This window comes from Desulfovibrio desulfopostgatei (assembly GCF_053570645.1).
Genome location: NZ_JBRBQS010000002.1, coordinates 1121185 through 1145672 on the forward strand (window position 1 = coordinate 1121185; position 24488 = coordinate 1145672).

General features: G+C 59.3%; 28 protein-coding genes. 3 read left to right on the top strand and 25 right to left on the bottom strand.

Annotated features, from left to right (window positions below; translation table 11 throughout):
- Positions 1-5 precede the first annotated feature (5 nt).
- The 17 genes from nusB to ACUZ9Q_RS05020 form a co-directional block, all read right to left on the bottom strand.
- Positions 6-503, bottom strand: a complete 498-nt coding sequence (gene nusB, locus ACUZ9Q_RS04940; protein ID WP_192111382.1) for a transcription antitermination factor NusB — start codon at positions 501-503, stop codon at positions 6-8.
- 3 nt (positions 504-506) lie between these two features.
- Positions 507-977, bottom strand: coding sequence for a 6,7-dimethyl-8-ribityllumazine synthase (gene ribH / locus ACUZ9Q_RS04945; protein WP_022658445.1), 471 nt, complete (start codon positions 975-977; stop codon positions 507-509).
- 74 nt (positions 978-1051) lie between these two features.
- Positions 1052-1732 (bottom strand): riboflavin synthase, encoded by a 681-nt coding sequence (locus tag ACUZ9Q_RS04950; protein ID WP_449247439.1) that lies wholly within the window; start codon positions 1730-1732, stop codon positions 1052-1054.
- 9 nt (positions 1733-1741) lie between these two features.
- On the bottom strand, positions 1742-2884 hold the full coding sequence (ribD, locus tag ACUZ9Q_RS04955; protein WP_192111384.1) for a bifunctional diaminohydroxyphosphoribosylaminopyrimidine deaminase/5-amino-6-(5-phosphoribosylamino)uracil reductase RibD: 1143 nt from the start codon (positions 2882-2884) through the stop codon (positions 1742-1744).
- On the bottom strand, positions 2877-3368 hold the full coding sequence (locus ACUZ9Q_RS04960) for a deoxycytidylate deaminase (protein WP_192111385.1): 492 nt from the start codon (positions 3366-3368) through the stop codon (positions 2877-2879). Before ACUZ9Q_RS04960 ends, ribD begins: the two co-directional genes overlap by 8 nt.
- A 324-nt stretch (positions 3369-3692) precedes the next feature.
- The gene (gene glyA / locus ACUZ9Q_RS04965; RefSeq protein WP_192111387.1) at positions 3693-4931 is read right to left on the bottom strand and encodes a serine hydroxymethyltransferase; all 1239 of its coding nucleotides are present in this window, start codon (positions 4929-4931) and stop codon (positions 3693-3695) included.
- A 92-nt stretch (positions 4932-5023) separates the two neighbouring features.
- Positions 5024-6271, bottom strand: coding sequence for a beta-ketoacyl-ACP synthase II (gene fabF / locus ACUZ9Q_RS04970; protein ID WP_192111388.1), 1248 nt, complete (start codon positions 6269-6271; stop codon positions 5024-5026).
- A 61-nt stretch (positions 6272-6332) separates the two neighbouring features.
- Positions 6333-6566 carry an acyl carrier protein gene (acpP, locus tag ACUZ9Q_RS04975; protein WP_022658452.1) on the bottom strand — a complete coding sequence of 78 codons (234 nt, stop codon included), beginning with the start codon at positions 6564-6566 and terminating at the stop codon, positions 6333-6335.
- A gap of 69 nt (positions 6567-6635) precedes the next feature.
- Positions 6636-7400: a 3-oxoacyl-[acyl-carrier-protein] reductase gene (gene fabG / locus ACUZ9Q_RS04980; protein WP_192111390.1), complete on the bottom strand. Its 765-nt coding sequence runs from the start codon at positions 7398-7400 to the stop codon at positions 6636-6638.
- Between the two features lie 165 nt (positions 7401-7565).
- Positions 7566-8552, bottom strand: a complete 987-nt coding sequence (locus ACUZ9Q_RS04985; protein ID WP_192111391.1) for a beta-ketoacyl-ACP synthase III — start codon at positions 8550-8552, stop codon at positions 7566-7568.
- A 15-nt stretch (positions 8553-8567) separates the two neighbouring features.
- Positions 8568-9602, bottom strand: coding sequence for a phosphate acyltransferase PlsX (gene plsX, locus ACUZ9Q_RS04990; protein WP_192111392.1), 1035 nt, complete (start codon positions 9600-9602; stop codon positions 8568-8570).
- Complete coding sequence (gene rpmF / locus ACUZ9Q_RS04995) at positions 9602-9784, bottom strand: 50S ribosomal protein L32 (RefSeq protein WP_022658456.1); 183 nt, start codon at positions 9782-9784, stop codon at positions 9602-9604. Before rpmF ends, plsX begins: the two co-directional genes overlap by 1 nt.
- A 107-nt stretch (positions 9785-9891) precedes the next feature.
- Positions 9892-10461, bottom strand: coding sequence for a YceD family protein (locus ACUZ9Q_RS05000; RefSeq protein WP_227117656.1), 570 nt, complete (start codon positions 10459-10461; stop codon positions 9892-9894).
- Positions 10462-10507: 46 nt separating this feature from the next.
- Complete coding sequence (gene bla / locus ACUZ9Q_RS05005) at positions 10508-11422, bottom strand: class A beta-lactamase (protein WP_449248131.1); 915 nt, start codon at positions 11420-11422, stop codon at positions 10508-10510.
- A gap of 109 nt (positions 11423-11531) precedes the next feature.
- Entirely contained in the window at positions 11532-12179 is a 648-nt protein-coding gene (locus ACUZ9Q_RS05010) for a LysE family translocator (protein ID WP_192111395.1), read from the bottom strand.
- Entirely contained in the window at positions 12173-12448 is a 276-nt protein-coding gene (locus tag ACUZ9Q_RS05015; RefSeq protein ID WP_192111396.1) for a GIY-YIG nuclease family protein, read from the bottom strand. The genes ACUZ9Q_RS05010 and ACUZ9Q_RS05015 overlap by 7 nt, the downstream gene beginning before the upstream one ends.
- Before the next feature lie 21 nt (positions 12449-12469).
- Positions 12470-13078, bottom strand: a complete 609-nt coding sequence (locus ACUZ9Q_RS05020) for a hypothetical protein (protein WP_227117651.1) — start codon at positions 13076-13078, stop codon at positions 12470-12472.
- Positions 13079-13245: 167 nt separating this feature from the next.
- Here ACUZ9Q_RS05020 and ACUZ9Q_RS05025 point away from each other — a divergent pair, with 167 nt between their 5' ends.
- Positions 13246-13920 (top strand): tetratricopeptide repeat protein, encoded by a 675-nt coding sequence (locus tag ACUZ9Q_RS05025; protein ID WP_215647007.1) that lies wholly within the window; start codon positions 13246-13248, stop codon positions 13918-13920.
- A 252-nt stretch (positions 13921-14172) separates the two neighbouring features.
- Positions 14173-16269: a methyl-accepting chemotaxis protein gene (locus ACUZ9Q_RS05030; RefSeq protein WP_449247440.1), complete on the top strand. Its 2097-nt coding sequence runs from the start codon at positions 14173-14175 to the stop codon at positions 16267-16269.
- 83 nt (positions 16270-16352) lie between these two features.
- On the opposite strand, the gene recJ is transcribed toward ACUZ9Q_RS05030, so the two are convergent.
- The 7 genes from recJ to ACUZ9Q_RS05065 all read right to left on the bottom strand — a co-directional run bounded on the left by recJ (position 16353) and on the right by ACUZ9Q_RS05065 (position 21969).
- Positions 16353-18086, bottom strand: a complete 1734-nt coding sequence (gene recJ, locus ACUZ9Q_RS05035) for a single-stranded-DNA-specific exonuclease RecJ (RefSeq protein ID WP_215647005.1) — start codon at positions 18084-18086, stop codon at positions 16353-16355.
- A 4-nt stretch (positions 18087-18090) separates the two neighbouring features.
- Positions 18091-18945, bottom strand: coding sequence for a tetratricopeptide repeat protein (locus ACUZ9Q_RS05040; RefSeq protein ID WP_192111401.1), 855 nt, complete (start codon positions 18943-18945; stop codon positions 18091-18093).
- 19 nt (positions 18946-18964) lie between these two features.
- The gene (gene pyrF / locus ACUZ9Q_RS05045) at positions 18965-19675 is read right to left on the bottom strand and encodes an orotidine-5'-phosphate decarboxylase (RefSeq protein ID WP_192111402.1); all 711 of its coding nucleotides are present in this window, start codon (positions 19673-19675) and stop codon (positions 18965-18967) included.
- Positions 19676-19847: 172 nt separating this feature from the next.
- Positions 19848-20456 (bottom strand): guanylate kinase, encoded by a 609-nt coding sequence (gene gmk, locus ACUZ9Q_RS05050; RefSeq protein ID WP_192111403.1) that lies wholly within the window; start codon positions 20454-20456, stop codon positions 19848-19850.
- Positions 20456-20710 carry a DUF370 domain-containing protein gene (locus ACUZ9Q_RS05055; protein ID WP_136400130.1) on the bottom strand — a complete coding sequence of 85 codons (255 nt, stop codon included), beginning with the start codon at positions 20708-20710 and terminating at the stop codon, positions 20456-20458. Before ACUZ9Q_RS05055 ends, gmk begins: the two co-directional genes overlap by 1 nt.
- A 2-nt stretch (positions 20711-20712) precedes the next feature.
- Positions 20713-21594 carry a YicC/YloC family endoribonuclease gene (locus ACUZ9Q_RS05060; RefSeq protein ID WP_192111404.1) on the bottom strand — a complete coding sequence of 294 codons (882 nt, stop codon included), beginning with the start codon at positions 21592-21594 and terminating at the stop codon, positions 20713-20715.
- Positions 21595-21708: 114 nt separating this feature from the next.
- The gene (locus ACUZ9Q_RS05065; protein WP_227117644.1) at positions 21709-21969 is read right to left on the bottom strand and encodes an FmdB family zinc ribbon protein; all 261 of its coding nucleotides are present in this window, start codon (positions 21967-21969) and stop codon (positions 21709-21711) included.
- A gap of 307 nt (positions 21970-22276) precedes the next feature.
- On the opposite strand from ACUZ9Q_RS05065, the gene ACUZ9Q_RS05070 reads away from it, so the two are divergent.
- The gene (locus tag ACUZ9Q_RS05070) at positions 22277-22858 is read left to right on the top strand and encodes a DJ-1/PfpI family protein (protein ID WP_192111406.1); all 582 of its coding nucleotides are present in this window, start codon (positions 22277-22279) and stop codon (positions 22856-22858) included.
- A 125-nt stretch (positions 22859-22983) separates the two neighbouring features.
- Here ACUZ9Q_RS05070 and ACUZ9Q_RS05075 read toward each other — a convergent pair whose 3' ends face one another.
- The gene (locus ACUZ9Q_RS05075) at positions 22984-24456 is read right to left on the bottom strand and encodes a MiaB/RimO family radical SAM methylthiotransferase (RefSeq protein ID WP_323389973.1); all 1473 of its coding nucleotides are present in this window, start codon (positions 24454-24456) and stop codon (positions 22984-22986) included.
- Positions 24457-24488 lie beyond the last annotated feature (32 nt).

The window sequence follows — 24488 nt, forward strand, 5'->3', positions numbered from 1 at the left end:
CCGGATTACTCGGATATGGTTGAAGGATCGGCAGCGGGCCGGGAGATTCCGCCGGTTTCCAGAGCCTTGGCCACGGCATCAAGAATGCCGTTGATAAAGCTCTTGGCGTTGCCTTCGCCAAACTGGCGGCTGAGTTCCAGCGCCTCGTTGATGGCAACCTTGGGCGGCACATCATTGCGGTACATGATCTCAAAAACGGCAAGGCGCAACAGGGTCAGCTCCACGCGGCCCATGCGGTCTACGCGCCAGTTGCGCGAAAAATTGCTGATGGACGCATCAAGCTCATCGCTCTTGCTCCAAACGCCTGCCACCAGTTCCCAGGCAAAGCCCGAGGGATGGCTGGGCGGTTCCTGACCTTCCCAGCGGGCAAGATAGTCCGGAGAAATGCGAAAGATGCGCCGCAGATCGTCAATATCACGGGCCGGGGTGAAGGAAAGGCCGTACAGAACCTGAAAGGCCAGTTCGCGTTCGCCACGGCGGGTGGCTGATTTGCCTTTTGCCATGGGTTACAACTGCTCCATAACGCGGATGGTTTCCAGCATGGCTGCCGCAGCTTCCACGCCCTTGTTGCCGCCCTTGGAACCGGCGCGTTCAATGGCCTGTTCAATGGTGTCGCAGGTCAGCAGACCAAAACCGATGGGGACGCCGGAGTGCATCATGGCCTGAGCAATGCCCTTGCTGGCCTCGGCGCACACGTAGTCAAAGTGGGGGGTGCCGCCGCGAATAACCGCGCCAAGCGCCAACACGCCGTCATACTTGCCGGAATTGACCAGCTTCTGGCAGACCAGCGGCATTTCGAATGCGCCGGGAATACGCACAATGGTGATATTGGCGGTATCAAGGCCGTGACGTTCCAGATAATCCTGCGCGCCGCCCACAAGGCGATCTACGATAAAATCGTTGAACCGGGTGGCCACAATGGCGATCTTGAGGCCCTTGGCGTCCAACTGTCCGGCGATGGTGGTAACAGTGCTCATGGCAACTCCTTGGCGCGTTGGCGCAAGTGCCCGCGCTAACGCGTTTTTTGTAATATTTCTGTAAGCGGAAATGTTCAGATAAAGCCGTTGCGCAAGAGCATCTCGCGGCTCAACCCGCTAGTCTGCGCGGCGGCAGTTTGCTCTGCCGCGCTCTTGCCGCCGGGAGCCCAGGCCCCCAAAAGGCTGCGCACATATTTGCCAATGAGGTCGGTTTCCATATTCACCAGAGTTCCCGGCCGCCAGTTGCGCATTGTGGTGCGCTTCTGCGTATCGGGAATGATGTTGACCTCAAGAAAATCAGGCCCGCAATCATTGATGGTAAGGCTGATGCCGTCAAGGGCCACAGAGCCCTTGGCAATGACCTCCACCCCATATTCCTTGGGAAAGGCAATACGGCAGCACAGGGACTGCCCCGCGCCCGTAACGCTGCGCACCGTGGCAAGACAATCCACATGCCCGCTCACCAGATGCCCGCCAAGCCGGTCGCCCAGGGCCAGCGCCCGCTCCATGTTCACGCTGTCGCCAGTCTTGAGCCTGCCCAGCGTGGTGCGCGAGAGGGTTTCTGTGGAGGCATAGGCTGTGAACACCCCCTCGCCGTGGGTTTCCACCGAAAGGCATGCGCCGTTGACGGCAATGGATTCGCCATCGACGATGGAGGGCAGACTGAACAGGGGGCGCAAGGTGAACCTGCGTTCCGCGCCGGTGTCGCGCAGGGCGAGAACCTCGCCCTGGCCCTGGATAATGCCGGTGAACATGCGCCCGCCCTATGCCTTGGCGGCTTCAAGAGGCCGCAAGTGAATGTGAATGTCTTCGCCGCACAGGTGCGTATTGCTCACGCGCATGCGCAGGGCTTCTTCCAGGCTCAGGGGCGCGCGGCCGGAAAAGAGCGGCAGGGCGTCTTCGTCGCCCAGAATCATGGGCGCGAGGTGCAGGCGGAAGTCGTCCACAAGGCCCGCTTCCAGCAGGCTCAGGGCCAGATGCCCGCCGCCTTCGCAAAGCATGTAGGGGCAGTGCAGTTCTTCCCACACTGCACGCAGCAGATTGGGAAAGTCCGGCCCGCCGTGCATGCCGGGGCCAAGCGCCAGAACCCTCACGCCGATGTCGCGCAGGGCCTTGGCAGTGGTGGAGGCCGCCGCCGCGGGCGAAACCATGAAAACTGTCTGTTCCGGGCGGTCTTTCAGCAGGTGAAAATCCGCATCGGGCTGGGGCAGGCGTGAGGTAAGCACGCAGGCCAGAGGTTGCGGCCCGGCATTTTCGCCCCGCACGGTAAGCTGCGGATTGTCAGTGCGAAAGGTGCCGCCGCCCACAAGGATAGCGCCGCCGCACAGGCCGATGCCCGCGCGTAGTTCCTGCACTTCTTCTCTGGATTTATCGCAGCTTATCCATTTGGACTGGCCCTTGCGGGTGGCGATGCGTCCGTCAAGGGTGGCGGCCATTTTCAGCATTACGTAGGGGCGCTTGTGCTGCTGCCAGATCAGAAAATCGGCCACAAGATCGCGGCATTCCTGCTCGCAGACGCCTTCAATCACCTCAACGCCGCTTTCGCGCAGCTGGCAAGCGCCGCCGCAGGCCACAGGATTGACGTCCGCAAGGCCTACGACCACCTTTTTGATGCCCGCAGCCTTGATGGCTTCGGTGCAGGGTGGCGTTTTGCCCTGATGGCAGCACGGTTCAAGCGTGACAACCAGAGTGCACTCCGCCGGATTTACGCCGTGCGAGGCCGCATCCTTGATGCAGTCCACTTCTGCATGATCCTCTCCGGCGGCGTGGTGCCAGCCCCGAGCCACGATCTGCCCATCGCGCACCAGTACCGCCCCCACCGTGGGGTTGGGGCAGGCATGCCACCGACCTTTTTCTGCAAGGTCAATGGCTTCACGCATAAAGGGAACAAAATCCAGTTCAGACATGGTAGTCTACTCCGGCTTGGGCGCTGATAACAGGCGGTGCAAAATCCAGCTTTTCCATAATGACCCCGGCTTCCTTGAGCATCTGCTCCGCAAGCTCGTCAGGGTAATATTCCGCATAATAAATGTGGCGTATGCCGCAATTTATCAACATCTTGCTGCACAGCACGCAAGGGTGCGTCGTGCAATAAATCTCTGCGCCACTGATATTGATGCCATGCACAGCAGCCTGAATAATGACATTCTGCTCCGCATGCAGCCCCCGGCATATCTCATGCCTCTGCCCCGAAGGAATGCCCATCTGCGTGCGCAGACACCCCACCTCAAGACAGTGCGGAACCCCCGCCGGAGCCCCGTTGTATCCCGTGGCTAAAATGCGCTTGTCCTTAACCGCCACCGCACCCACCTTGCGCCGCGTACACGTAGAACGCCCGCTCACCAGGTACGTGATGTTCATAAAATATTCCGGCCACGGCATTCGCTGCATAACACACCCATATGTTGATTGGTGGTAGTGTACAGGCGGCTGGTGAAAATGCCAAGTTGCCTGTCGGGCTATTTTGCCGTGATGCTGCGTCAGGCAGCGCTTGCGGTTCCGGTCGCCCACTGCATCGGCAGTGCGGTCTTGCTGTGAAACAGCAGTTTTTATCTGCCTGTCCGCGCAAGGCAAAGCCCCTGTTTTTCTCAAAACCGGGGCTTTGTCAAAGGGGGTGCAGCCCCTCTATGATTATATCTGGCGGTTTTTCCGGCACCAGCCCCGAAGTTGCCTGCGGGGTCGAGGCGTCAGAAAAACCGCCCGAAAATCAGCCCGTTACCAGGCGAATAGCGGGAACTGACGAGCAAATTCCTCAACGTTCTTGCTGATCTTTTCAAGAGCGGCGGCGTCCTCGCGTTTTTCAATAGCCTCTACGATGAACGCGCCCACGGTGCGCATGTCGTCTTCCTTCATGCCGCGCGTGGTCAGGGCCGCAGTGCCAAGACGCACACCCGAGGTCACAAAGGGCGAGCGGGTTTCAAAGGGCACAGTGTTTTTGTTGACGGTGATGCCCGCCTGATCAAGTGCGTGTTCCGCATCCTTGCCCGTGACGTCCTTGTTGGTCAGGTCAACCAGCATCAGGTGGTTGTCCGTGCCGCCGGAGACAAGGTCGTACCCGGCATCCATAAGATACTTGGCAAGCACGGCGGCGTTGGTCACCACGCGCTGCTGGTACGTTTTGAAGGCGGGGCGCAGGGCTTCGCCAAAAGCCACGGCCTTGGCCGCAATGACGTGCATGAGGGGGCCGCCCTGAATGCCGGGGAAAATCTGGCTGTTCAGGGTTTTTCCCATGTCTTCTGTAGAAAGAATCATGCCGCCACGGGGGCCGCGCAGGGTTTTGTGCGTGGTCGTGGTGGTGATGTGGGCGTACGAAAGCGGGCTCTGGTGCAGACCGGCGGCCACAAGGCCAGCGATGTGCGCCATATCCACCACCAGCTTGGCGCCGACTTCGTCAGCGATCTGGCGGAAACGGGCAAAGTCGATGGCGCGGGGGTAGGCGCTTGCACCGGCAACAATGGCGTTGGGCTTGTGTTCGCGGGCCAGGGCGGCGACTTCGTCATAGTCTATGCGGCCAGTCTCGCGCTGCACGCCGTAAGAAACGATGTTGAACAGGCGGCCAGAAAAGTTCACCGGGCTGCCGTGGGTGAGGTGCCCGCCGTGCGAAAGGTTCATGCCCAGAATGGTGTCGCCGGGCTTCAGAAAAGCGAGGTAGGCGGCCATGTTGGCCTGCGAGCCGGAGTGCGGCTGCACGTTCACGTATTCGCAGTTGAAAAGCTGCTTGGCGCGATCCTGAGCCAGGGTTTCGGCCATATCCACATATTCGCAGCCGCCGTAGTAGCGCTTGCCGGGATAGCCTTCGGCGTACTTGTGGGTAAGTACGCTGCCCTGAGCTTCGCGCACGGCGCGGGAAACAAAGTTTTCAGAAGCGATGAGCTCAAGTTTGCTCATCTGACGGTCGGATTCAAGCGTGATGGCTCGCGCCAGTTCCGGGTCTTGCAGCAGGATTTCGTCCATGACGTCGCATCCTTTTGAAATGTTCTGCCCGCCACAACGGCGGGCAGATGATTATCAAACGGGGAGGGCAGAGGCCGAGTAAAAACTGTCGGCTACTGTTGCCACTTCTTGAAGATCACGCTGGCGTTGGTGCCGCCAAAGCCGAAGGAGTTGCACATGGCGTATTCGCAGGCGATGTGCTTGGAGCCGTCGGCCATGTAATCGAGATCACATGCGGGATCGGGGTTTTCAAGGTTAATGGTGCCGGGCAGCATTTCGTCATGCAGGGCAAGGGCCGTGAAGACGGATTCAATGCCGCCAGCCGCGCCGAGCAGGTGCCCGGTCATGGATTTGGTGGCCGAAATCTTGACCTTCTTGGCATGCGCGCCAAAAACGGTCTTGATGGCTTTGGTTTCCGTGCTGTCGTTCAGCATGGTGGACGTGGCGTGGGCATTGATGTGACCAATGGCCGAAGCATCAATGCCAGCTTCGCGCAGGGCGTTCTGCATGGCGCGGGCCATGCCTTCGCCGTCGTCGCGGGGGGCGGTCATGTGGTAGGCATCGCCAGACGCGCCGTAACCCACCATTTCCGCATAAATTTTTGCGCCGCGCGCCTGCGCGGATTCCAGCGTTTCCAGCAGCAGCAGGCCAGCGCCTTCGCCGATGACAAAGCCATCGCGATTGGCGTCAAAGGGGCGGGATGCGCGGGCAGGTTCATCGTTGAACTGCGTGGAAAGGGCCTTGAGAGCCGTAAATCCGGCCACGCCCAGAGGCGTAACCGTAGCTTCAACACCGCCGGAAATAACTGCGGTCGCGCGGCCCAGAACCATTTCGCTGTAGGCGGTGCCAAGAGCGTGGATGGCAGAGGCGCAGGCCGTAGTGGTGACGATGTTCGAGCCCTTGGCGCCGGTGAAGATGGAAATCTGTCCCGGCCCCATGTTGGAAATCAGCATGGGGATCATGAAGGGCGAAATTTTGTGGGGGCCGGATTCCAGCAGCTTGGCGTGGTATGTTTCGATGGTGTGCAGACCGCCCAGGCCGATACCGAGGATCACGCCCGTATCGTAGGCGTTGGCATCGGTGATTTCGTACTTGGAGTCTTCAAGCAGCATCTTGGCAGAGGCCACTGCAAACTGGGTAAAGCGATCCATGCGCCGAGCCTGCTTCATGGGCATATAGTCTTCGGCGACAAAGTTTTTCACTTCACCGGCAATGCGGGAATCGTAGGCGGAGGCGTCAAAAAGCGTGATGGGCGCGATGCCCGACTCGCCTGCGAGCAGTTTTTTCCAGGTGCTCTCAATATCATTGGCGAGGGGCGTAACGCCGCCTATGCCGGTGATTACTACGCGGGGACGGGTCATGCATGCTCCTTTGAGGCGGGGGGCAGACCCCCCCGCGCTGCATATACTATAACAAGCGCTATTACTGCTTGTTTTCGATGTAGCTGATGGCATCCTGAACTTTCAGGATCTTCTGGGCGTCGTCATCGGCGATTTCGATGTCGAATTCTTCTTCCATGGCCATGATCAGTTCGGTCAGGTCAAGGGAGTCGGCGCCGAGGTCTTCCACAAAGGAAGCAGCGGGCTTCACTTCTTCAGCGGTCACGCCGAGTTGGTCAATGATGATTTTTGTAACTTTTTCAGTAACGTCAGACATGGTATCCTCCAGATAAATTAGTGGTCTGCTTAACCCCGGCCCTGGCCGGGTGTCTTCCGTAGTAAATGCCTAGCAGTACATGCCGCCGTTCACTCCCAGCACCTGCCCGGTGATGTAGGCCGCTTTGTCCGAGGCAAGAAAAGCCACGGCCTCTGCCACATCTTCGGCGCTGCCCATGCGTCTGAGCGGGATGCTGTCTGTGTAGCTCGCCCGCACGTCGTCACTGAGTGTCGCGGTCATGTCCGTTTCGATAAAACCCGGCGTTACGGCGTTAACCGTAATCTGGCGGGCGGCCAGTTCTTTGGCGCAGGACTTGGTAAGCCCCAAGAGGGCGGCTTTGGCCGAAGCGTAGTTGGCCTGTCCCGCGTTGCCCATCTGCCCCACCACGGAAGAAATATTAACGATGCGCCCCTTGCGGGACTTGCTCATGATTTTTGCGGCTTCGCGCGTGCAGACGAACGCGCCGCGAAGGTTGACGGCAATAACGCGGTCGAAGTCTTCGTCCTTCATGCGTATAAGAACGCCGTCCTTGGTGATGCCGGCATTATTGACCAGCACCGCAAGATCAACCTTGTCCTTGATCTGGGTGGCGAAAAAAGTGGCCACAGCCTCGCTGTTGCTGACATCAAGCGCAAAGGCCTGGGCCTTGCCGCCAGCTGCGCAGATGTCGGCAGCGACTTTTTCCGCTTCTTCGGGTTTGCTGACGTAGGTGAGAAATACCTGAAAGCCGTCACGGGCAAGGGTTTGGGCAATGGCCCGGCCAATGCCGCGCGAACCGCCGGTAACCAGGGCTGTCGGCAGTCCGGCTGCAGGGGAGGATTGCGCTGTGCTCATGCTTGTATCGCCTTTGTCTGAGTCCTGTAAAAAAAGGAGACCGTATCCCGTGGATCGCCTTTTTGCGTTAATTTTGCAGCGGCGCTGCCCGGCTTACGGCCTGGCCTGACTGAAATTCAGTATACATGGCGCTGTGCTGCGGGGCAATCCCGCAGGCGCATTGCCTCAAAAGCGTAACAATGCGGCACCCCAGGTAAGGCCTGCGCCAAAAGCCGTCATAAGAACGCGGCTGCCGGGGCGGATGCGGCCTTGGGCACGAGCTTCGCTCAGTGCCAGGGGAATGGAGGCAGAAGATGTGTTGCCGTATTTTTCCACATTGGTGAACACGCGATCGCCTGTCAATTCAAGGCGGCTGCCCACGGCTTCAATGATGCGCATGTTTGCCTGATGCGGCACCAGCAGGTCCACATCGGCGCCCGAAAGGCCGTTGCGCGCAAGCACTTCTTCACACACGTGCACCATGTTGCGCACAGCATGCTTGTAAGTTTCGCGGCCCTGCATGGTGATGAAAAAGTCTTCACCAACAGGTTGACCAAGGCCGTACTGGCAGCGGGTGCCGCCGCCGACCATAATAAGGTCGCGTTGCACGCCGTCGCTGTGGCAAACCACGTCTTCAACGCAAGACATTGCGTTGTTGGAAGCGCTGCTCACAATGCAGGCCGTGGCCGCATCGCCAAAAAGCACGCATGTGGAACGGTCTGCCCAGTTTACGCGGCGGGTAAGCGCCTCTGTGCAGACAAAAAGAATTTTGGCGTCAGGATCCTGCGCCAGCAGGGCGCGGCAGATGGAAAGCCCGTACAGAAAGCCCGAGCAAGCCGCGCTGATATCAAAGGCCATGACCTTGCCCGCGCCAAGTTGCCCGGCAATGATGCAGGCCACAGAGGGCGAGAGCACGTCAGGGGTGCAGGTTGCGCCAACTATATGGGTGAGCTCCCCTGCGTCTATCCCGGCTTCCACAAGTGCCTTGCGGGCGGCCTTGAGGCCGAGATCCGAGGCGTTTTCCGCATCGCCCAGCCTGTGGCGCTGTTTTATGCCTGTGCGGGAAACAATCCATTCGTCATTGGTGTCCACCACCTTGGCGAGATCGCTATTGGTCAGCACCGTATCCGGCACATAGGCGCTCAAGGCGAGCAGATGACAGAGTGGATTCATAGAAATACCGTAGGGTTATATAGCGCGGGAGAAACGTGTGAGTTCCTCGTTGGCAAGAATTATTTCACCGAGGCGGCTGCTGGTTCCCTTGCGCACAAAGGTTCCGCTCATCTTGATGGCGTTTGTCATGGCCTTGGCGCTGGAGCGCCCGTGGCAGACAATGGCCAGACCCTGGAGGCCCAGCAGGGGCGCGCCGCCGTATTCTGCATAGTCAATGGTGCTGGCAAAGCGTTTGAAAGCGCCCTTGGCCAGCATGCCGCCAATGGCGGGCAAAACGCCGGACGTAAACACCTTCTTGAGCATCCGCACCAGAGAAGTAGCCAGCCCTTCGCTCATTTTAACGACCACGTTACCGACAAAACCATCGCAGACAACCACGTCGATATTGCCAATAAAGATGTCGCGCCCTTCTGCATTGCCAGCAAAGTTGAGGTTTTGGGCCATCTTAAGCAGGTCATAGGCTTCCTTGACCTGACTGTTGCCCTTGCCCTCTTCTTCGCCAATGCTGAGGATGCTCACACGCGGGGAGGCGTAACCCAGAAGGTCACGGGCAAACGCATCGCCCATGAGGCCAAACTGGAACAGATGATAGGGGCGGCAATCCACATTTGCTCCCACATCCAGCACAACCACGGGATTTTTTTCCGTGGGCAGCAAGGTGGCAAGAGCAGGGCGCTCCACCCCGGGCAAACGCCCCATGATGAACATGCCGCAAGCCACCGTAGCGCCGGAATGTCCGGCGCTGACAACGGCATCCGCCGCGCCATCCTTGACCTGACGGCAGGCCACCTGGATGGACGCGTTTTTCTTGCGGCGCAGGATGTCCGAAGGCTTTTCGTTCATATGCACCACATCATCGGCATGAACTATGTCGAAATGCACATTGGTAAGATCGAGCTTTTCGAGCTCGGCCTCCAGCTTGGGGGTGTCGCCCACAAGCTGGACATGCAGATCATAAAGCCTTGCAGCTTCTATAGCTCCCGGCACAACCACAGAGGGGCCAAAGTCCCCGCCCATGGCGTCCACGGCAATGATGGGGCGTTCGTTCATTATTCGTTTTCGCTTTTGGCGATCACCTGGCGGCCTTTGTAGGTACCGCAGTTGGGGCACACGCTGTGCGGAACGGTGGGCTCGCCGCAGGAGCAGTAGATAACGGCAGGCACGGCCACGCGATCATGGGAGCGGCGCATGCCCTTGCGGGAACGGGATTTCTTGTTTTGCTGAACGGCCATGGTAGTCTCCTTTTCCTGTCTTGCGGAATGTTTGTGCGGGTTTGGGCGGCTTGGCGCACATGCCCGCCCGCAAGACACAGCAGATTAGTAAAAAAAATTGTGATTGTCTAGTTTTTGTGCAGAGTGAGGCCGCGCAATGCCGCCATGCGGGGGTCGCCTTCTTCTTCCGTGCAGGCGCACATGCCTTCATTAAGATTAACCCCGCATCCGGCGCACAGGCCCTTGCAGTTATCGCGGCAAAGGGGTGTAGGGGGCAATGCCAGCATGAGTTCTTCCCAGCAAATGGCGGCAAGATCAAGCATGGGGGCGTTGCGCTCAAACACGATGCGGCCTTCGGTCACGCCATCCATATCGGGCAGGGGGGCGTAATTTTCTTCTTCGTCTTCATCATCGCTGCCGCCGGGAAGACTCTCAAAATCTTCAAAGCGCGCGGCAATGGTCACCATGGAATCTTCCGCGCAACGGCTGCAAGGCAGAACAACTTCTCCCTCAAGCGTGCCGCGCACAAGCCAGCCGCCGTCCGTGGGCAAAACCAGAATGCGCGCGCGCAATGGTTTGCTCACGCGGCACTCCAGGTGGAATTCCTCCATGGGTTCCTGCCAGATGGCGGGGTCGTCCAGAGTAAATTCCTTGCCCTCGGGGGAAAGGTCATTGAGAGAAATACGATAGTTCTGCATGTGATACCTCGAAAGTCGGACTTCATACCTTTGCTGGTCAATCATGTCAATACATATTGTCAAGCGGCGTCGCAAGCCCTTCTGCGGCGCAGACCAGGCGAGTTGCCTGGGCAAGGATTTTGTCGTTTTCCGGTCCGGTCAGGCGCGATCCCGTGAGGTAGAGGGCTACAGTCAGCGGTTTGTTTTTGCCATTGCGGGCCTTGGCTGCTTGCTCGGGATTGCCCGTCGGCAACAGTACGCCCACATCGTTGGCAGTGCCGTTTTCTCCGCTGCCGCTTTTGTGCGCCGAGCGCCAGCCCTGCGGCGCTCCTGCGGGAATGCGCCCGGCCCCGGTTGCGCAGCCCAGCATCCAGTCCGTTAGCTGTTTCCTGGCGGGCGCTTTCAGCTGATTGCCGCAAAGCAGGCCGTTCAGGGTGCGGCGCATGGCAAGGGGCGTCGTGGTATCGCGCGCATCGCCGGGAATGGCTGTGTTCAGCTCTACTTCCCAGCGGTCAAGGCGAAACGTGGTGTCGCCAAAGCTGCGGGCAATGGAGGTCAAGCCCGCAGGGCCGCCCAACTGGGCAAGCACAAGGTTGGCAGCCGTATTGTCGCTGTGCTGGAGCATGGCTTCGCACAATTCTGATACAGTCATGCCGTCTTCCAGATGCTTTTCCGTAACAGGCGACCAGGGCTGGATGTCGCTTTTGGCAAAATGGATTCTCTGTTCAAGAATATTCGTTTTGTCCCGCAGAACTGCTGCTGCCGCCAGCACTTTAAATGTGCTGCACATGGGGAAGCGTTCATTCCCGCGGTATGATAAAATTTTGTCGCCATTGCTGACACTGGCTGCCACGCCAAGCCTGCCGCCGCTTGACGCCTCGAGTTCGGCCAGCATTTTTTGCAGGTTTTTTGCGCTGATGTCGGGGCTGGCAGCGGCCAGTGCGCTACTGATGACAGGCGCGCCCATCGCGGCCCCAAACATGACAACGGGCAGGGCGCAAAGGCCAGCCAGAACAGAGCGGCGGGAGTAGCGGGAGCATGAATACATCAGCGTACCTGTAGATTCTCAAGTGAGCGGCCAGCGTTGCGCATCAGCGCCCGCTGAGCAGCAGGGCGGAAGCCAGCCCCACAAACACGCAGCCCGCCACGCGCTGCATCATGACCTGCCCGCGCTTTGAGCGGTTGAACCATACAGCCAGGCGGCCCCCAAGGGCGGCCACCGTCCAGAAAACCACGATGGTAGCCAGCATGAAGAGGACGCCGAGGCTCAGCACCTGCAAGGCCACGCTGCCGCGTGCGGGGTCGCAGAATTGCGGCAGAAAGGCCAGAAAAAAGAGTGAAACCTTGGGGTTGGTGACGTTCATCACTATTCCCCGCCGATAGAGCGTCATGTAGCCGGGGAAGTTGCTGCCAGTGCCGCTGGCGGCACCATCCGCCACATCGGTTGTGGATGCCCCGGCGCGGAACGAGAGCCAGGCCAGCCAGAGCAGATAGCCAGCGCCCGCTACTTTGAGCAGGGTAAAGGCCAGGGCCGAGGTCTGGAAAATGGCGGCAACACCCAACGCAACTGCCGTAGTGTGAACGCACAGGCCTGTAACAAGCCCTAGCGTGGTGATTATGCCAGCGCCTACGCCAAAAAGAGCAGACTGGGTGAGTACAAAGATATTGTCCGGGCCGGGCGCAATACTAAGCAGCAGGGCGGCGGCAAAAAAGGCCATCATTGCATCAGGTGTCAGCATGAAATACTCTCTCCATCAAGCAGAAACTGTATTTTTTGGGGGCGCGGGCGTGATTTGACGGCCAGTTCAAGCCGTAGCGCGTCACCTTTGCAGGCGCAGGTCCGGCTGGCAATGAGCCGCACGGGCCGACGCCCTTGCGTGTAGCGCGCCCCGCCGGGAACCTGACCATTGTGCTGGCCCAGACGGCGCTCCATGTTTGTGGTGATGCCGCAATACAGCGTGCCGTCAGCGCACTCCAGCAGGTAGACGAGCCATGGGTTGTCAGTCATTGCGCGTAACCTCGGCGCGGCTCAGTCAAAGGCTCCGGCAAACCATGCCGTCAGCAGAAAGGAAACAGCCCAGTTGCCGATGCGCCATGTCCACGGGTTGGGCAGGCGGCCCGTGCTGAACTGCCGCAGATCGCGCATAACGCCCATGAGCGTGCCTATTATATGGAAGAAGACAAAGCCGATGCCCGCAAGAAAACCAAACTGGGCAAGGCAGACCATAAAGAGGGCAAAGGTCACGCTGGCGGCAAGGCAACCTGTCTGGTCGTTGCCGCCCATCCACACGCGGCCAAGATTCATGCCGCCGAGGCCTCCGGACTGACCGAAGGTTCCACGGTAGAAAAACCTGCTGCGGTACTCCTGACGCCCTGACTCTGCCTGGCCTGAACCTGTGCCCGCTCCATCCTCATAGGGGCCGAAGCCTGGGGCACTATTCCACCCGTTGCCCTGCGCTCTGGCATTGCCTTGCCCTTTTGCATGCTGGCCGGCATTGCGTGAGTCTTCATGGTCGTGCAGAATTTCCACATCAACCACGCGCGGCGCGCCCGTTTTACCTGCACCACCCTCGGGCAGCGCAGCCTGTTCAGAGGTATCGGGTTGGTCGTGCCGAGGGTCGTTTGGGGGAACAGTCATGCAAAATCTCCTCAGAGCGCAAAAAAAGGTTGGGCAAGCCCTGCGCCTGCTGTGTTTGTGCCTTCTGCCAGCTACGGCGTCAAGGGGCGGCTTGCCAACAGCCCGCGCTGGTACTACTGTCTGGCCGTGCAACTCCGGCAGAAAAGCCGGAATCAAAGGAGACGTTTATGAAAAAAATAGGTTCTGCAATCCTTTTGGCCGCAGCGCTGGCCCTGGGTTCAGGAATGGGTGCTACAGTTCAGGCGGCTCCCGCCAAAAGCGCCGAGCAAACTCTGGATGAGGCGTGGACTGCATACAATATTGGTCAATACAACAAGGTTGTGCAGATGGTGCAGCCTCTGGCCAGCGATGGCAATCCGCGCGCTCAGGTGCTGCTGGGCCGCTGCTACGAAAACGGCCTTGGCGTGGCGCAGGATATGGAAACCGCTGCCAAGTGGTTTCGCATAGCTGCTGAGCAGAATTACGCAGAGGCGCAGGTGCAGTTGGGCTATCTGTATGAACTGGGCGCCGGGGTTCCCAAAAACGATACCGCCGTGGCCGATCTTATGAGCCGCGCCGCCACTGCTGGCAATGCGGAAGCCCAGTTCAACCTTGCGCTTTATTACAGCCAGGGGCGGTATGGGTTTGCCAAGGATCCGGATCAGGCCTTTGCCTGGGCCAAGCGTTCTGCCGATCAGGGCTTTGCGCAGGCGCAACGTTACGTGGGCGCATGCTATGAATTTGGCGTAGGTGTGCCTGTAAATCCGTCAGAAGCCGCTGCGTGGTACAGCAAGGCCGCAGCTCAGGGGCTTGAAAAGGAAGGCAATATCTTTAACACCGAACGCGTGTACACTATGCCGTAAACGGTAACGCTTCTTTATTGCAAGACGATGCCCCCGAGTTATCCTGACCGGGGGCATCTTGTTTTTTTGAAAGCAATCACTGAACAGACTCTCCCCATTGCCATAAAGGGCAGAATCGTTCATGTTGAGGTATCCGTTAGTCTTGGCTTGTGCAGGCATGAGTGCGTGTTGCCCTATTGCATATCCGAAACATGACGATAAAACTGAAAACTGCTCCTTTTTCAGAACGGGCGTCAGGTACCGGGAGGCACTATGAAGCTGGGTCTTTTGACGAAGATGTCGTTGTACATCCTTATTCCATCGATGCTTGGCCTGGCCCTTGTGGCTGGCATAAGTCACCATATGTCTGAAGACGCATTGCGAAAGCAGACCCGGCAGGATATTGCGGCCATTCTGAAAGGGCAGGAAGTGGGCCTGAACGCGGTCTTTGTATCCATGAAGGAAGCGCTTGCCCAAATTGCCGAAAATCGCCGCCTTCGCCTCTTTCTTGAAGCTTATGCCAATGGCGCTCCCATTGACCACAACGACGAGCTTTTTCTCCACGCCCATGACGCCCTCAAAAACTTTACCGATGTGAACAGCAATATTGCCACATGCGGCCTTATTGCTCCTGACGGCAAAGTCATTATGCACAGCAAAAAGGGCGATACGCAGAGGTTCAGCAGCACCATTGGCGAAGATTTTTCAAAGCGCAGCTATTTTATCAACGGCATGAAGGGCGTGGTCAGCTCCGTGGGGCTGGTCAGCGTGGCCACCAAAAAAATGACCACCATTATCGGCATGCCCGTTAAGGACAAGGGCAAGATCGTAGGCGTCATTTACGGGGGCACAGACAACGACAAGCTGGCCAACGCCACCACAAACAAAATTGATCTTGGTGATGTGGGCCTGGCCTTTGTTATCAATACGGAAGGCGTGATTGTACAGCACCCCGACCTGAAGCGCATCGGGCAGAAAGAAACAGGATCGGCCTGGGTGACGGAAGTTCTTAAAAACAAAAAGGGCCGCCTCGAATTTGTGAATGCCGAAGGGCTTGAAAAAATTCTGTATTATACAAATATGCCCGATGAGGGCTGGATATTGTGTCTGGAGCTGGACAAAACCCTCCTTTACGAGCCCATCAGCGATATGCTGGTCAATAACGTGCTGACGGCAGTGGCTTGCGCCCTTGTGGTAGGCATCGTCATCTTTTTGAGTGTACGAAGTATCGTGCACCTGCTGGGGGGGCTTTCCGGCATTGCCGAGGCCATTGCTGGCGGCAGGCTCGAATGCTCCGCGGCGGAGGAGCGTCTGCTGCGAACCTCTGAAAAAAGAGGCGACGAGTTCAGCGTACTCTCATTTGGCATGGAACGTATGATGTCCAACATCAAGCGCCTGCTGGGCGAGAGCGAGGAAAAAACCGCTGCGGCGCATAAGGCCACAGAACAGGCCCGCCAGGCAACGGAGCGCGCAGAGCAGGCCGCCGTCCAGGCGGAAAACGCGCGCAAAGAGGGCATGCTTGCTGCTGCGGGGCAGCTTGAAGGCGTGGCGGATATTCTTGCTTCGGCTTCGGCGCGGCTTTCAGAGCAGATAGGGCAGTCAGAGAAGGCTGCCTCAGAATCAGCGCAGCGGCTTGCTGAAGCGGCCACAGCCATGAACCAGATGAACGCCACTGTGCAGGAAGTGGCCCGCAACGCTTCGGCTGCTTCGTCCACCTCCGAGGAGACGCGCAGCAGCGCTGAAAATGGTTCAAGCATTGTGCAGCAGTCCCTGCAAAGCATCGGGCAGGTGCGCGAGATTTCGCACGGGCTCAAGAGCGACATGGCGGAACTGAACGACCATGCTCAGGCCATTAACCGCATTATGAACGTGATTTCTGATATTGCCGATCAGACAAACCTCCTTGCCCTCAATGCCGCCATCGAGGCCGCACGTGCGGGCGATGCAGGGCGCGGCTTTGCCGTGGTGGCGGACGAAGTGCGCAAACTGGCAGAAAAAACCATGGCCTCAACCCATGATGTGGGCAATGCCATCAAGGCAATCCAGACCAGCACGGCCAAGAGCGTGGATGTTATGGAAGTTGCCTTGCGGCAGGTGGAGGTTGCCTCTGATTTTGCGGGGCAGTCTGGCGAAGCGCTCACCCACATTGTCAACAGTGTGGAGCTTGCGGCGGATCAGGTGCGCGCCATTGCCACCGCCAGCGAGCAGCAGTCTGCCACCAGCGATGAAATCAACCAGACCATTGTGAAGATCAACGATATCTCCATGCAGACCGCCAGAGCCATGGACGAAGCGGCTCAGGCAGTGACGGATCTTACGCGTCAGGCCAAGGCCCTGAGCGACCTGATTGCAGAAATGAAGCGGGGATAGCGCGCCTCACATACTGAAGAAGGGGCAGCCCGGCTGATTGGTGCCGGGCTGCCCCTTTATGCGTTTATTACAAGACTGGGCGGTCAGGCTGGCCGCCAGTCCTTGATGGCAATATCCACCGAGGCGATGCCGTTGTAGGTGTCGATGCGGGGGGTGTAGGCCACAAGAATGTGCTTGTTGATAAGGCTGGCTGGCAGTTCGTCAGCCATGCGCCAGGCCTTTGCAGAAAGGGTAATGCCGCTGGCGCTGTCCGTCAGGCGCAAAAGCACGTGTTCCCTGCTGCGCCCAAGAAAAGAACGTTCCTTGACCAGCAGCGGGGGCGACTGGAATACAGGTTCGGGGTTGCCGGGGCCAAATGGTTGCAACAGTTCAAGTTCCTTGAGAAAATTGTGGTCACCTGCCAGATTGAAGCCCAGCTCGCATTCCAGCGTGATGCTGGGAAGCAGCGGGTTGGGGCCCAGCACTTCTTCCGCCACAGCGTCAAACCGGGCGCGAAATTCTTCCAGTCTTTCCGGCGCAAGGCGCACGCCCGCCGCCTGACGGTGCCCGCCAAAGTTCAGCAGGCAGTCTGCCGTGCGGGTCAGCCCTCCGTGCAGATCAAATTCGCGCACGGAGCGGCCCGAGCCTTTGAGGCTGCCCTGATCGTCGCACACAATGATGGTGGGGCGGTAGTAATCTTCCACAATGCGCGAGGCCACAATGCCCACGATACCGGGGTGCCAGTCCTTGCCATAGAGCACAAGGCCTGCGCGCGGCCCGCGCGAAAGTATGTCTGATGCCTGCGCCTTGGCTTCTGCGTAGATGCGTTCTTCTTCCTGACGGCGGGCCAGATTGAGTTCGTCTAGTTCCTGCGCCATGCCTGCGGCGGCAACGTGATCTTTTTCGCGCAGCAGGCGCAGGGCCAGTTCGCCCTTGCCCATGCGCCCGGCGGCGTTGATGCGCGGCGCAAGGCGAAAAACCGCCTGCCCGGCGCTCAGTGCCGCAGCGGCGTTCATCCCGCTGGCAACTTTCAATGCCGCCATGCCGGGCCGTTCCGCCCGCGCAATGCGGGTAAGCCCGCCGCGCACGAGCACGCGGTTTTCTCCGGTGAGGGGCATGACGTCGGCAAGGGTGCCCAGCGCCACCAGATCAAGGCAATCGCCCATGTTGTGTTTTTTGCCCGTATGCGGGGCAAGGGCGGCGTTGACGCCCCCCATAAGATAAAAGGCCACGCCCACGCCTGCAAGGTGCGGGTAGGGCAGGTCTTCTGCTGCGCAGATGCGGGGATTGCAGATGGCGTGGGCAGGGGGCAGCTCTTCGGGCGGCAGGTGGTGGTCGGAAACAACCACAGTCATGCCAAGCTCGCGAGCGCGCTGCACTGCCTGCACATCTGAAATGCCGCAGTCCACCGTGAGCAGCACGCCGCAGCCCTGGGCGGCCAGAGCCTCGATATGCGGCACGTTGAGGCCGTAGCCCTCGCTGCGTCTGTCGGGTATATGCCAGTCCGCGTGGATGCCGTGGCTTTCAAGCACATCCAGCACCAGTGTGGCGGCGGTCACGCCGTCCACGTCATAATCGCCCCATACTGCCAGCTTTTTTCCGGCCAGCAGTTCAGATGCCAGCAGGCTGGATGCCTCGGGCAATTGGGGCCAGCGGTCAGGGGGCGTGAGTGAATCAAGCCGGGCGGACAAAAAGGCGTCCATGGCATCCCTTTCGGAAAGGCCACGCCGCCAGAGAATCTCAAGAAGAAGGGGCGAGATGGAGAGAGCATCTGCCCATTGCCGGGGCGGCGTGGGGCAGATGTTTTGCACAGGCTCGCGGATCAGCCAGTTTTTCAAAGCGTTAGCCCGCCGTTTTGGGTTTCTGCGCGGCCCCGTTTTGTGCGGCCTGAAGTGCGGCGCGTACACCTTCTATGCGGTCGGCGGGTACGAGCTGTTTCTGAATAAGCCATGCCAGGAATTTGAGCGAGGTTTCGTGCCGTGGTGCAAGCTCAAGCGCTTTCAGCAGGTAATCAACGCACTGGCTGATGTCCTTGAGTTCAAGCAGCACGCGCGCCATGTTCATGTACAGGTTTTCGTCCGTGGGCGAAAGCTCAAGGGCGCGCTGATAGTATTCAAACGATTCCTGCAACATCTTGCTTTTGCGAAGATTGATGCCAAATTCATTGAAAAGGTGCTTGTGCTCTGGCTCGAACGCGGCTTCGAGTTTTACCAGACGCTGAAAAATGTCCTGCGCCTTGGCGTTGTCGCCCCGCTCAAGATAGGTCAGCCCAATGCCAAAGTTGGCCCGCACGTTTTCTTCATCCACCTTGAGGGCGCGCGTGTATTCAAATTCGGCGGCAAAGTTCTCGCCATTTTCGCGATGTTCGTCGCCGTTATCAATACTGCGCTGCATCTCCTGCATTTTGGGGAAAACGGAATTGAGGTAAAATTCCGGCTCGGGCGAGAATTTGGCAATAAGCTCGTCCAGGGTGATTTTGCGCTTGGGGCCGCTGGGCACATAGTTGGTATTGAGCGGCTGGCAGTCAATTTCCTTGCCGTGCTGCTCTATGAACCAGAATGTTTTTTGCACGGTCTTGCGCGTGGTCGTGCCAGTACCCACCCTGCGGACTTCCTGAGTGGAGAAGACCCCGCGAACATCGGTTTTGGCGTTGCTGTGGGAATCGCCTTGCGCGCTTTTTGGCGTTTGACCGGCCATGCTAATCCTCAATACTTCTTTATGTGTGCGCGGAGGCCATTTCCTCCGTAATCTGCCGGGCCATTGCCAGCGGGTCCGGCGCAGCCGTGATGGGCCTGCCCACAACCAGATAGTCAGCCCCTGCCGCAATGGCCAGAGCGGGCGTCATAACGCGGCGCTGGTCTCCAGCGGCGGAACCCGCAGGGCGGATCCCGGGGCAAAGGCAGCGCAGGCCGGGGCAACTGGCCTTGATGGCTGTAGCTTCATGCCCGGAGCAGACCACGCCGTCAAGGCCCCACGGCCCGGCCTGGCGGGCCAGAGCCAGAGCAAAATCAGCGGGTGAGGCCTCTATGCCGGGCATTTCGCCGGGCGCAAAACTTGTAAGCACGGTCACGCCAAAGAGCAGGGGGCGTTGCCCGGAAACCCCGGCTGCCGCCTCTGCCGCTGCGCGGCACATGCGCTCGCCGCCCTGGCAGTGCAGGGTCAGCATGTTCACCCCTGCCGCAGCCGCGGCTTTGACAGCCTGCGCCACGGTGTTGGGGATATCGTAGAACTTCAGGTCAAGAAAAACGCTGAAGCCCATTGCGGACAGTTCTTCCAGCAGGCCTGGGCCTGCGTAGGTAAACAGCTCCATGCCCACCTTGCACCAGGGAACCGTGCCGCGCAGTTGGCGCGCCAGCGCGAGTGCAAGCTGTTTTTCGGGCAAATCCAGAGCTACCGCCAGTTGCGGTCTGTGCTGCTGCGTGGGCATGTTGCTTCCTGTGCTGCTGCTCGCTGCCAGAAACCCGGCGGTACGAACAAAATATGCGGTTTCAGATCTTTTGCCCCAACACGCATGCCGTGCTGCGGAGGGAGCGGATCATTCTTGCTGGCGGTCTGCGGAGCAGCCCATAGCAGAATCGGTCAGTACCGGTCAGCGCGCATCAGCGGTTGAGAATCTCATCCAGCAGGTGCGGGTTGCGCGCAGGGGCAAGCCCCGCAGCCACATACACCGCCCGCAGGGTATCGTAGGCCTGATCCAGATTGTCGTTTACAATGACAGAATCATACCAGCGGGCCTGAAGAATCTCTGAGCGCGCGTTGACAAGGCGGCGCGCAATGGTTGGCTCGTCATCCAGCCCGCGCCCGCGCAAACGGTTTTCAAGCTCGTGCAGGCTGGGGGGCAGGATAAAGGCGAACGTGGCTTCCGAAAGGGAAAGCTTGAGCTGGGCCGCGCCCTGCACGTCAATGTCAAAAAGCACGTCCTGGCCCTGATGCAGTTTTTCCTTCACCGGGGCAAGCGGCGTACCGTAAAAATTGCCGTGAACCTCGGCCCATTCTGCAAAATATCCCTGCACGCGCCGCTGCTCGAATTCTTCGTGGCTCAGAAAAATGTAATCCTTGCCGTCCACTTCGCCCTGACGCGGTTGCCGCGTCGTGCACGAAACCGAGTAGCCAATATGCGGAAATTCCGCCAGCAGGCGTTTGACCAGTGTGGTCTTGCCTGCGCCAGACGGTGCGCTCAGCACCAGTGCTATGCCTTCGCGGGGCATCAGTCCCCTTCCTCTTGCGCAAAGCGCTGACTGATTGTTTCCGGCTGGATGGAGGAAAGTATGACGTGGTTTGAATCCGTCACCAGAATGGAGCGCGTTTTGCGCCCCTGGGTGGCGTCAATGAGTCTTCCCTCAGCCCGCGCGTCTTCGCGAAGGCGTTTCATGGGCGAGGATGCAGGGCTGACAATGCCCACAACCCGGCCCGCCAGCACATAGTTGCCAAAACCAATATTGATAAGACGTTCGCGAGGCATGTTTATTCCAGATTCTGAACCTGCTCGCGGCATTTTTCCAGTTCGTTTTTAAAATCAACCACCATGCGCGAAAGCTGCACATCAGGCAGCTTGTTGCCGCAGGTATTGATCTCGCGGAAGCACTCCTGCAAGGTAAAGTCGAGCCGCCGCCCGGCATCGCCGCCAGTTTGCAGCAGGTCGTGCAGCCGCGCCAGATGCGTGTTGAGCCGCGTGAGCTCTTCGCTCACATCCAGACGGTCAGCCAGAATGACGGCCTCCTGCAAAAAGCGGCCTTCTTCCAGCTCCTGCCCGTTCTGGGACAGGGCCTCGCTCAGGCGCTCGCGCAGGGCATTGGCGCGTTCTTCCTTGATATTGGGGGCGCGGTCGGCAATAAGGCCTGTCCATTCTTCCATGCGCAGAATGCGGGAGTGCATGTCGGTGGCAAGGGAGCGGCCTTCGGCGGAGCGGGCCTCGTTCCAGTCTTCCAGCGCAAGGGCCAGACCTTCTTCAAGGCAGCGGGCGGTGTCTTCGTCCAGCTCCTCGCCGCTGTCGCCCCAAAGAGAAGGGATCTGCAACAGCGCGTTGAAGTCGGGAACATAAGCCTCGCCGCGCGCATCAGCCAGTGCCTGCAAATTATCAAGCATGGCAGCGGCCTGCACCATGTCAAAACGCATGGCGGGGGTGTTGCCCGGCGCATACTGCAAGACCAGGCTCACATCCACGCGCCCGCGCGAGGCATAGCGCCGCACCACTTTTTCAAGGCGCGGTTCAAGGCTGCGTATAGAGAGAGGCAAACGCCACTTGAGGTCAAGATGGCGACTGTTGACGCTTTTAACCTCCCACTGCTGGGTGGTGTAGTCGTTTTCCACCAGGCAGCGGCCAAAGCCGGTCATGCTGCGGAGCATAGCTTCCTTCCTGCTAAAGATATGCGTCAGTGTAGAGCAAGGGGCTTGCGAATGCAACAAATGCCCTTGGCCCGGCGCTGTGGATATACATTTTTTATTTTTAAAATCAGTGTATTATCCCTGTGAACCGCCGGAATTTCCGCTGCAGCCGCCACAGCCGCCGCCAGCCGCGCAGGAGGGGGGCATGCCTTTGCCCATGGGGCGCACCGGGCCGGGCTTGTATGGGAAAGCCCCGGTTTTCAGCGGGCTGGGCACGCACATCTGCTTTTCTGTGGCGGGGGAATTGCACTTGGGGCAGGCGGGTACTTCATCGCCAAAAACAAGATCTTCAAATTTATTGCCGCAGGCCGTGCAGACAAAATCGTACATGGGCATGATTATTCTCCTGATTCGTTGCCGGAATGAAACCCTTGCGGCGGCATACCGCAACATGGGGGCGCCAGAATAATTACTGTTGAAAATGTTTTGAAGCTTGCGCAGGCCGCTGCGGTCAGAAAGCGACCAGCCTCCCAGGCGCGCAATTGTGCGGGCCAGGGGGAGTCAGGGGCTTGCCCACATGCTTTGTGTGCATATATAAGTATATATACGGTCAAGGCAAGGGCGGTGTTTTGCCGCCCGGCCGCCGCGCAACAACCGGTCTTGGCGACCGCGTTAACGGGCCGCTCCCCGTTTGGAGGATCATATGAAAAAAATTCTGGTGCTGGCTGGCGACTATGTTGAGGATTATGAAATCATGGTGCCTTTCCAGATGTTGCAGATGCTGGGCTATGAAGTGCATGCAGTCTGCCCCGGGAAAAAGGCCGGCGAAAGCGTGCGTACGGCCATCCATGACTTTGAGGGCGACCAGACCTATTCTGAAAAACGCGGACACAACTTCGGCATCAACTACGATTTCGACAAGGTAAACACCGCTGACTACGCAGGCCTTGTTATTCCCGGTGGCCGCGCCCCGGAATACCTGCGTCTGAACCCCCGCATTCTGGAAATCGTGCGTGAATTCAACGACGCCAAAAAGCCCATTGCCGCCGTGTGCCACGGCCCGCAGATCCTCGTGACGGCTGGCGTGCTGAAAAACCGCAGTTGCACGGCCTACCCGGCGGTGAAGCCCGATGTGGTGGACGCCGGGGCCACCTGGTGCGATTTTAACGAAACACTCACCAGCGCCACTGTGGACGGCAACCTTGTTTCCGCCCCCGCGTGGCCTGCCCATCCCGCCCTGATCGCCGAGTTTGTGAAGCTGCTGGGCGCGAAGATCAGCATCTAGCCTGCTTGCGGGGGCCTGTAAGGGGTTCACCGAAAGAGCAGCACGGGTTTATACAGATAAAAGAAAAGGAGAGCCATGCTCTCCTTTTCTTTTATCAAGTGTACAGGGACACTACGGCGCTGCATTTATTTTTGTTCTACCAGCTCCACTACCAGCCCCTTTTCGGTAAGGGCCACAGGTCGCGCGGGCAACAGCCCCGCATCTGCGCCGGGTCTTTTGCCTTGTGCGGGCAGGCGGATGGAGCAGGCGGCGTAGTATTCGTTCACGCCTTTCACGGAGTTTTTCTTGGTCTTGCCCGCAGATTCCGGCGTGGGGGCCACATCCGTTGCGGAGTCCGCAAATGCCTGCGGATTGTCCGCCGCTACCAGCATGCGGGGCAGTTTGAGTTGTTCTGCCAGAAATACCTGCTGCTTGCGGCCCACGGCTTCGCGCAGGCGGGCTGCGCGCTCAAGCTTGAGGCTGTGGGGAATCTGCCCGTCAAAGCGGTCTGCCGCCGTGCCGGGCCGCCGCGAATAGGGGAACACGTGGGCGTAGCTCATGGGCAGGCGGTCGATCAGCTCCAGCAACTGGCGCATGTCGTCTTCCGTTTCGCCGGGAAAGCCCGCGATGATATCCGCGCCCAGGCCCATGATGGGCCAGTGCGAGGCCAGCGCGCTCACGGCATGCTCCAGCATGGCGGGGGTGTAGTGGCCGCGCCCCATGCGTTTGAGCACCGTCTGACTGCCGTGCTGCAAAGAAATATGCAGGTGCGGGCAGAGCATGCGGCAGGCAAGCAGGGCGTCCAGCCCTTGCTGATCGAGCTGGCCGGGTTCCAGCGAACTGATGCGCAGGCGGGCCTGCCCGGCAAATTCCGGCGCAAGAGCCGCGTCAAGCGTGCGCAGCAGTTTCCAGAAGTCGCCCGTATCCGTGCCGCGTCCGTACTGGCCCAGATTGATGCCAGAAACCATGATTTCCGCATGGCCTGCCTGCAACAGACGGCGCGCCTCGGAAACGATTTCATCCACCGGGCGGCTGCGCGGTTTGCCGCGGGTAGAGGGAACAATGCAGTAGGTGCAGCGGTGGGCGCAGCCGTCCTGCACTTTCAGTACCGGGCGGGCGCGCTTGAAGGCGGAAATCTGAAATGGCGGAAATGCCTGCTTGCTTGCTTGCGCCTCGGCCTGTGCGGGCGTCGAGGCGGCAACAGTGGGCGCAGGTGTGGTAGCATCCGGCATCCCGGCGGACTGGATGACGCCCTCGCCGTCAAGGTCGGCCCATGGGCCATGCAGCAGGCGGCTTTTTTCTTCCTGCGGCACAAGCAGATCAGGGGCGGCCCAAATGGCGCCGGGGCGCGGTTTATAATCAGCAAACAACCGCGCTGCGCAACCGGTGAGGATCAGGCGCGAGGAGGGAGCCTCTCTGCGCAGGCGGAACACGGCATTGCGCGCGTCCCTCTCGCCCTTGGAGGTGATGGCGCAACTGTTGACGCACACCACATCCGCCTCGGCAGGGGCGCTGCATTCCACGCCGCCCTGGGCAAGCCAGGCTTCGCGCAGTGATTGGGTTTCGTACTGATTGACCTTGCAGCCGAACGTGACCAGATAAAATTTCCAGGCAGACATGGCGCAGATGTACGCAAAAGCGCTTGCCTTGA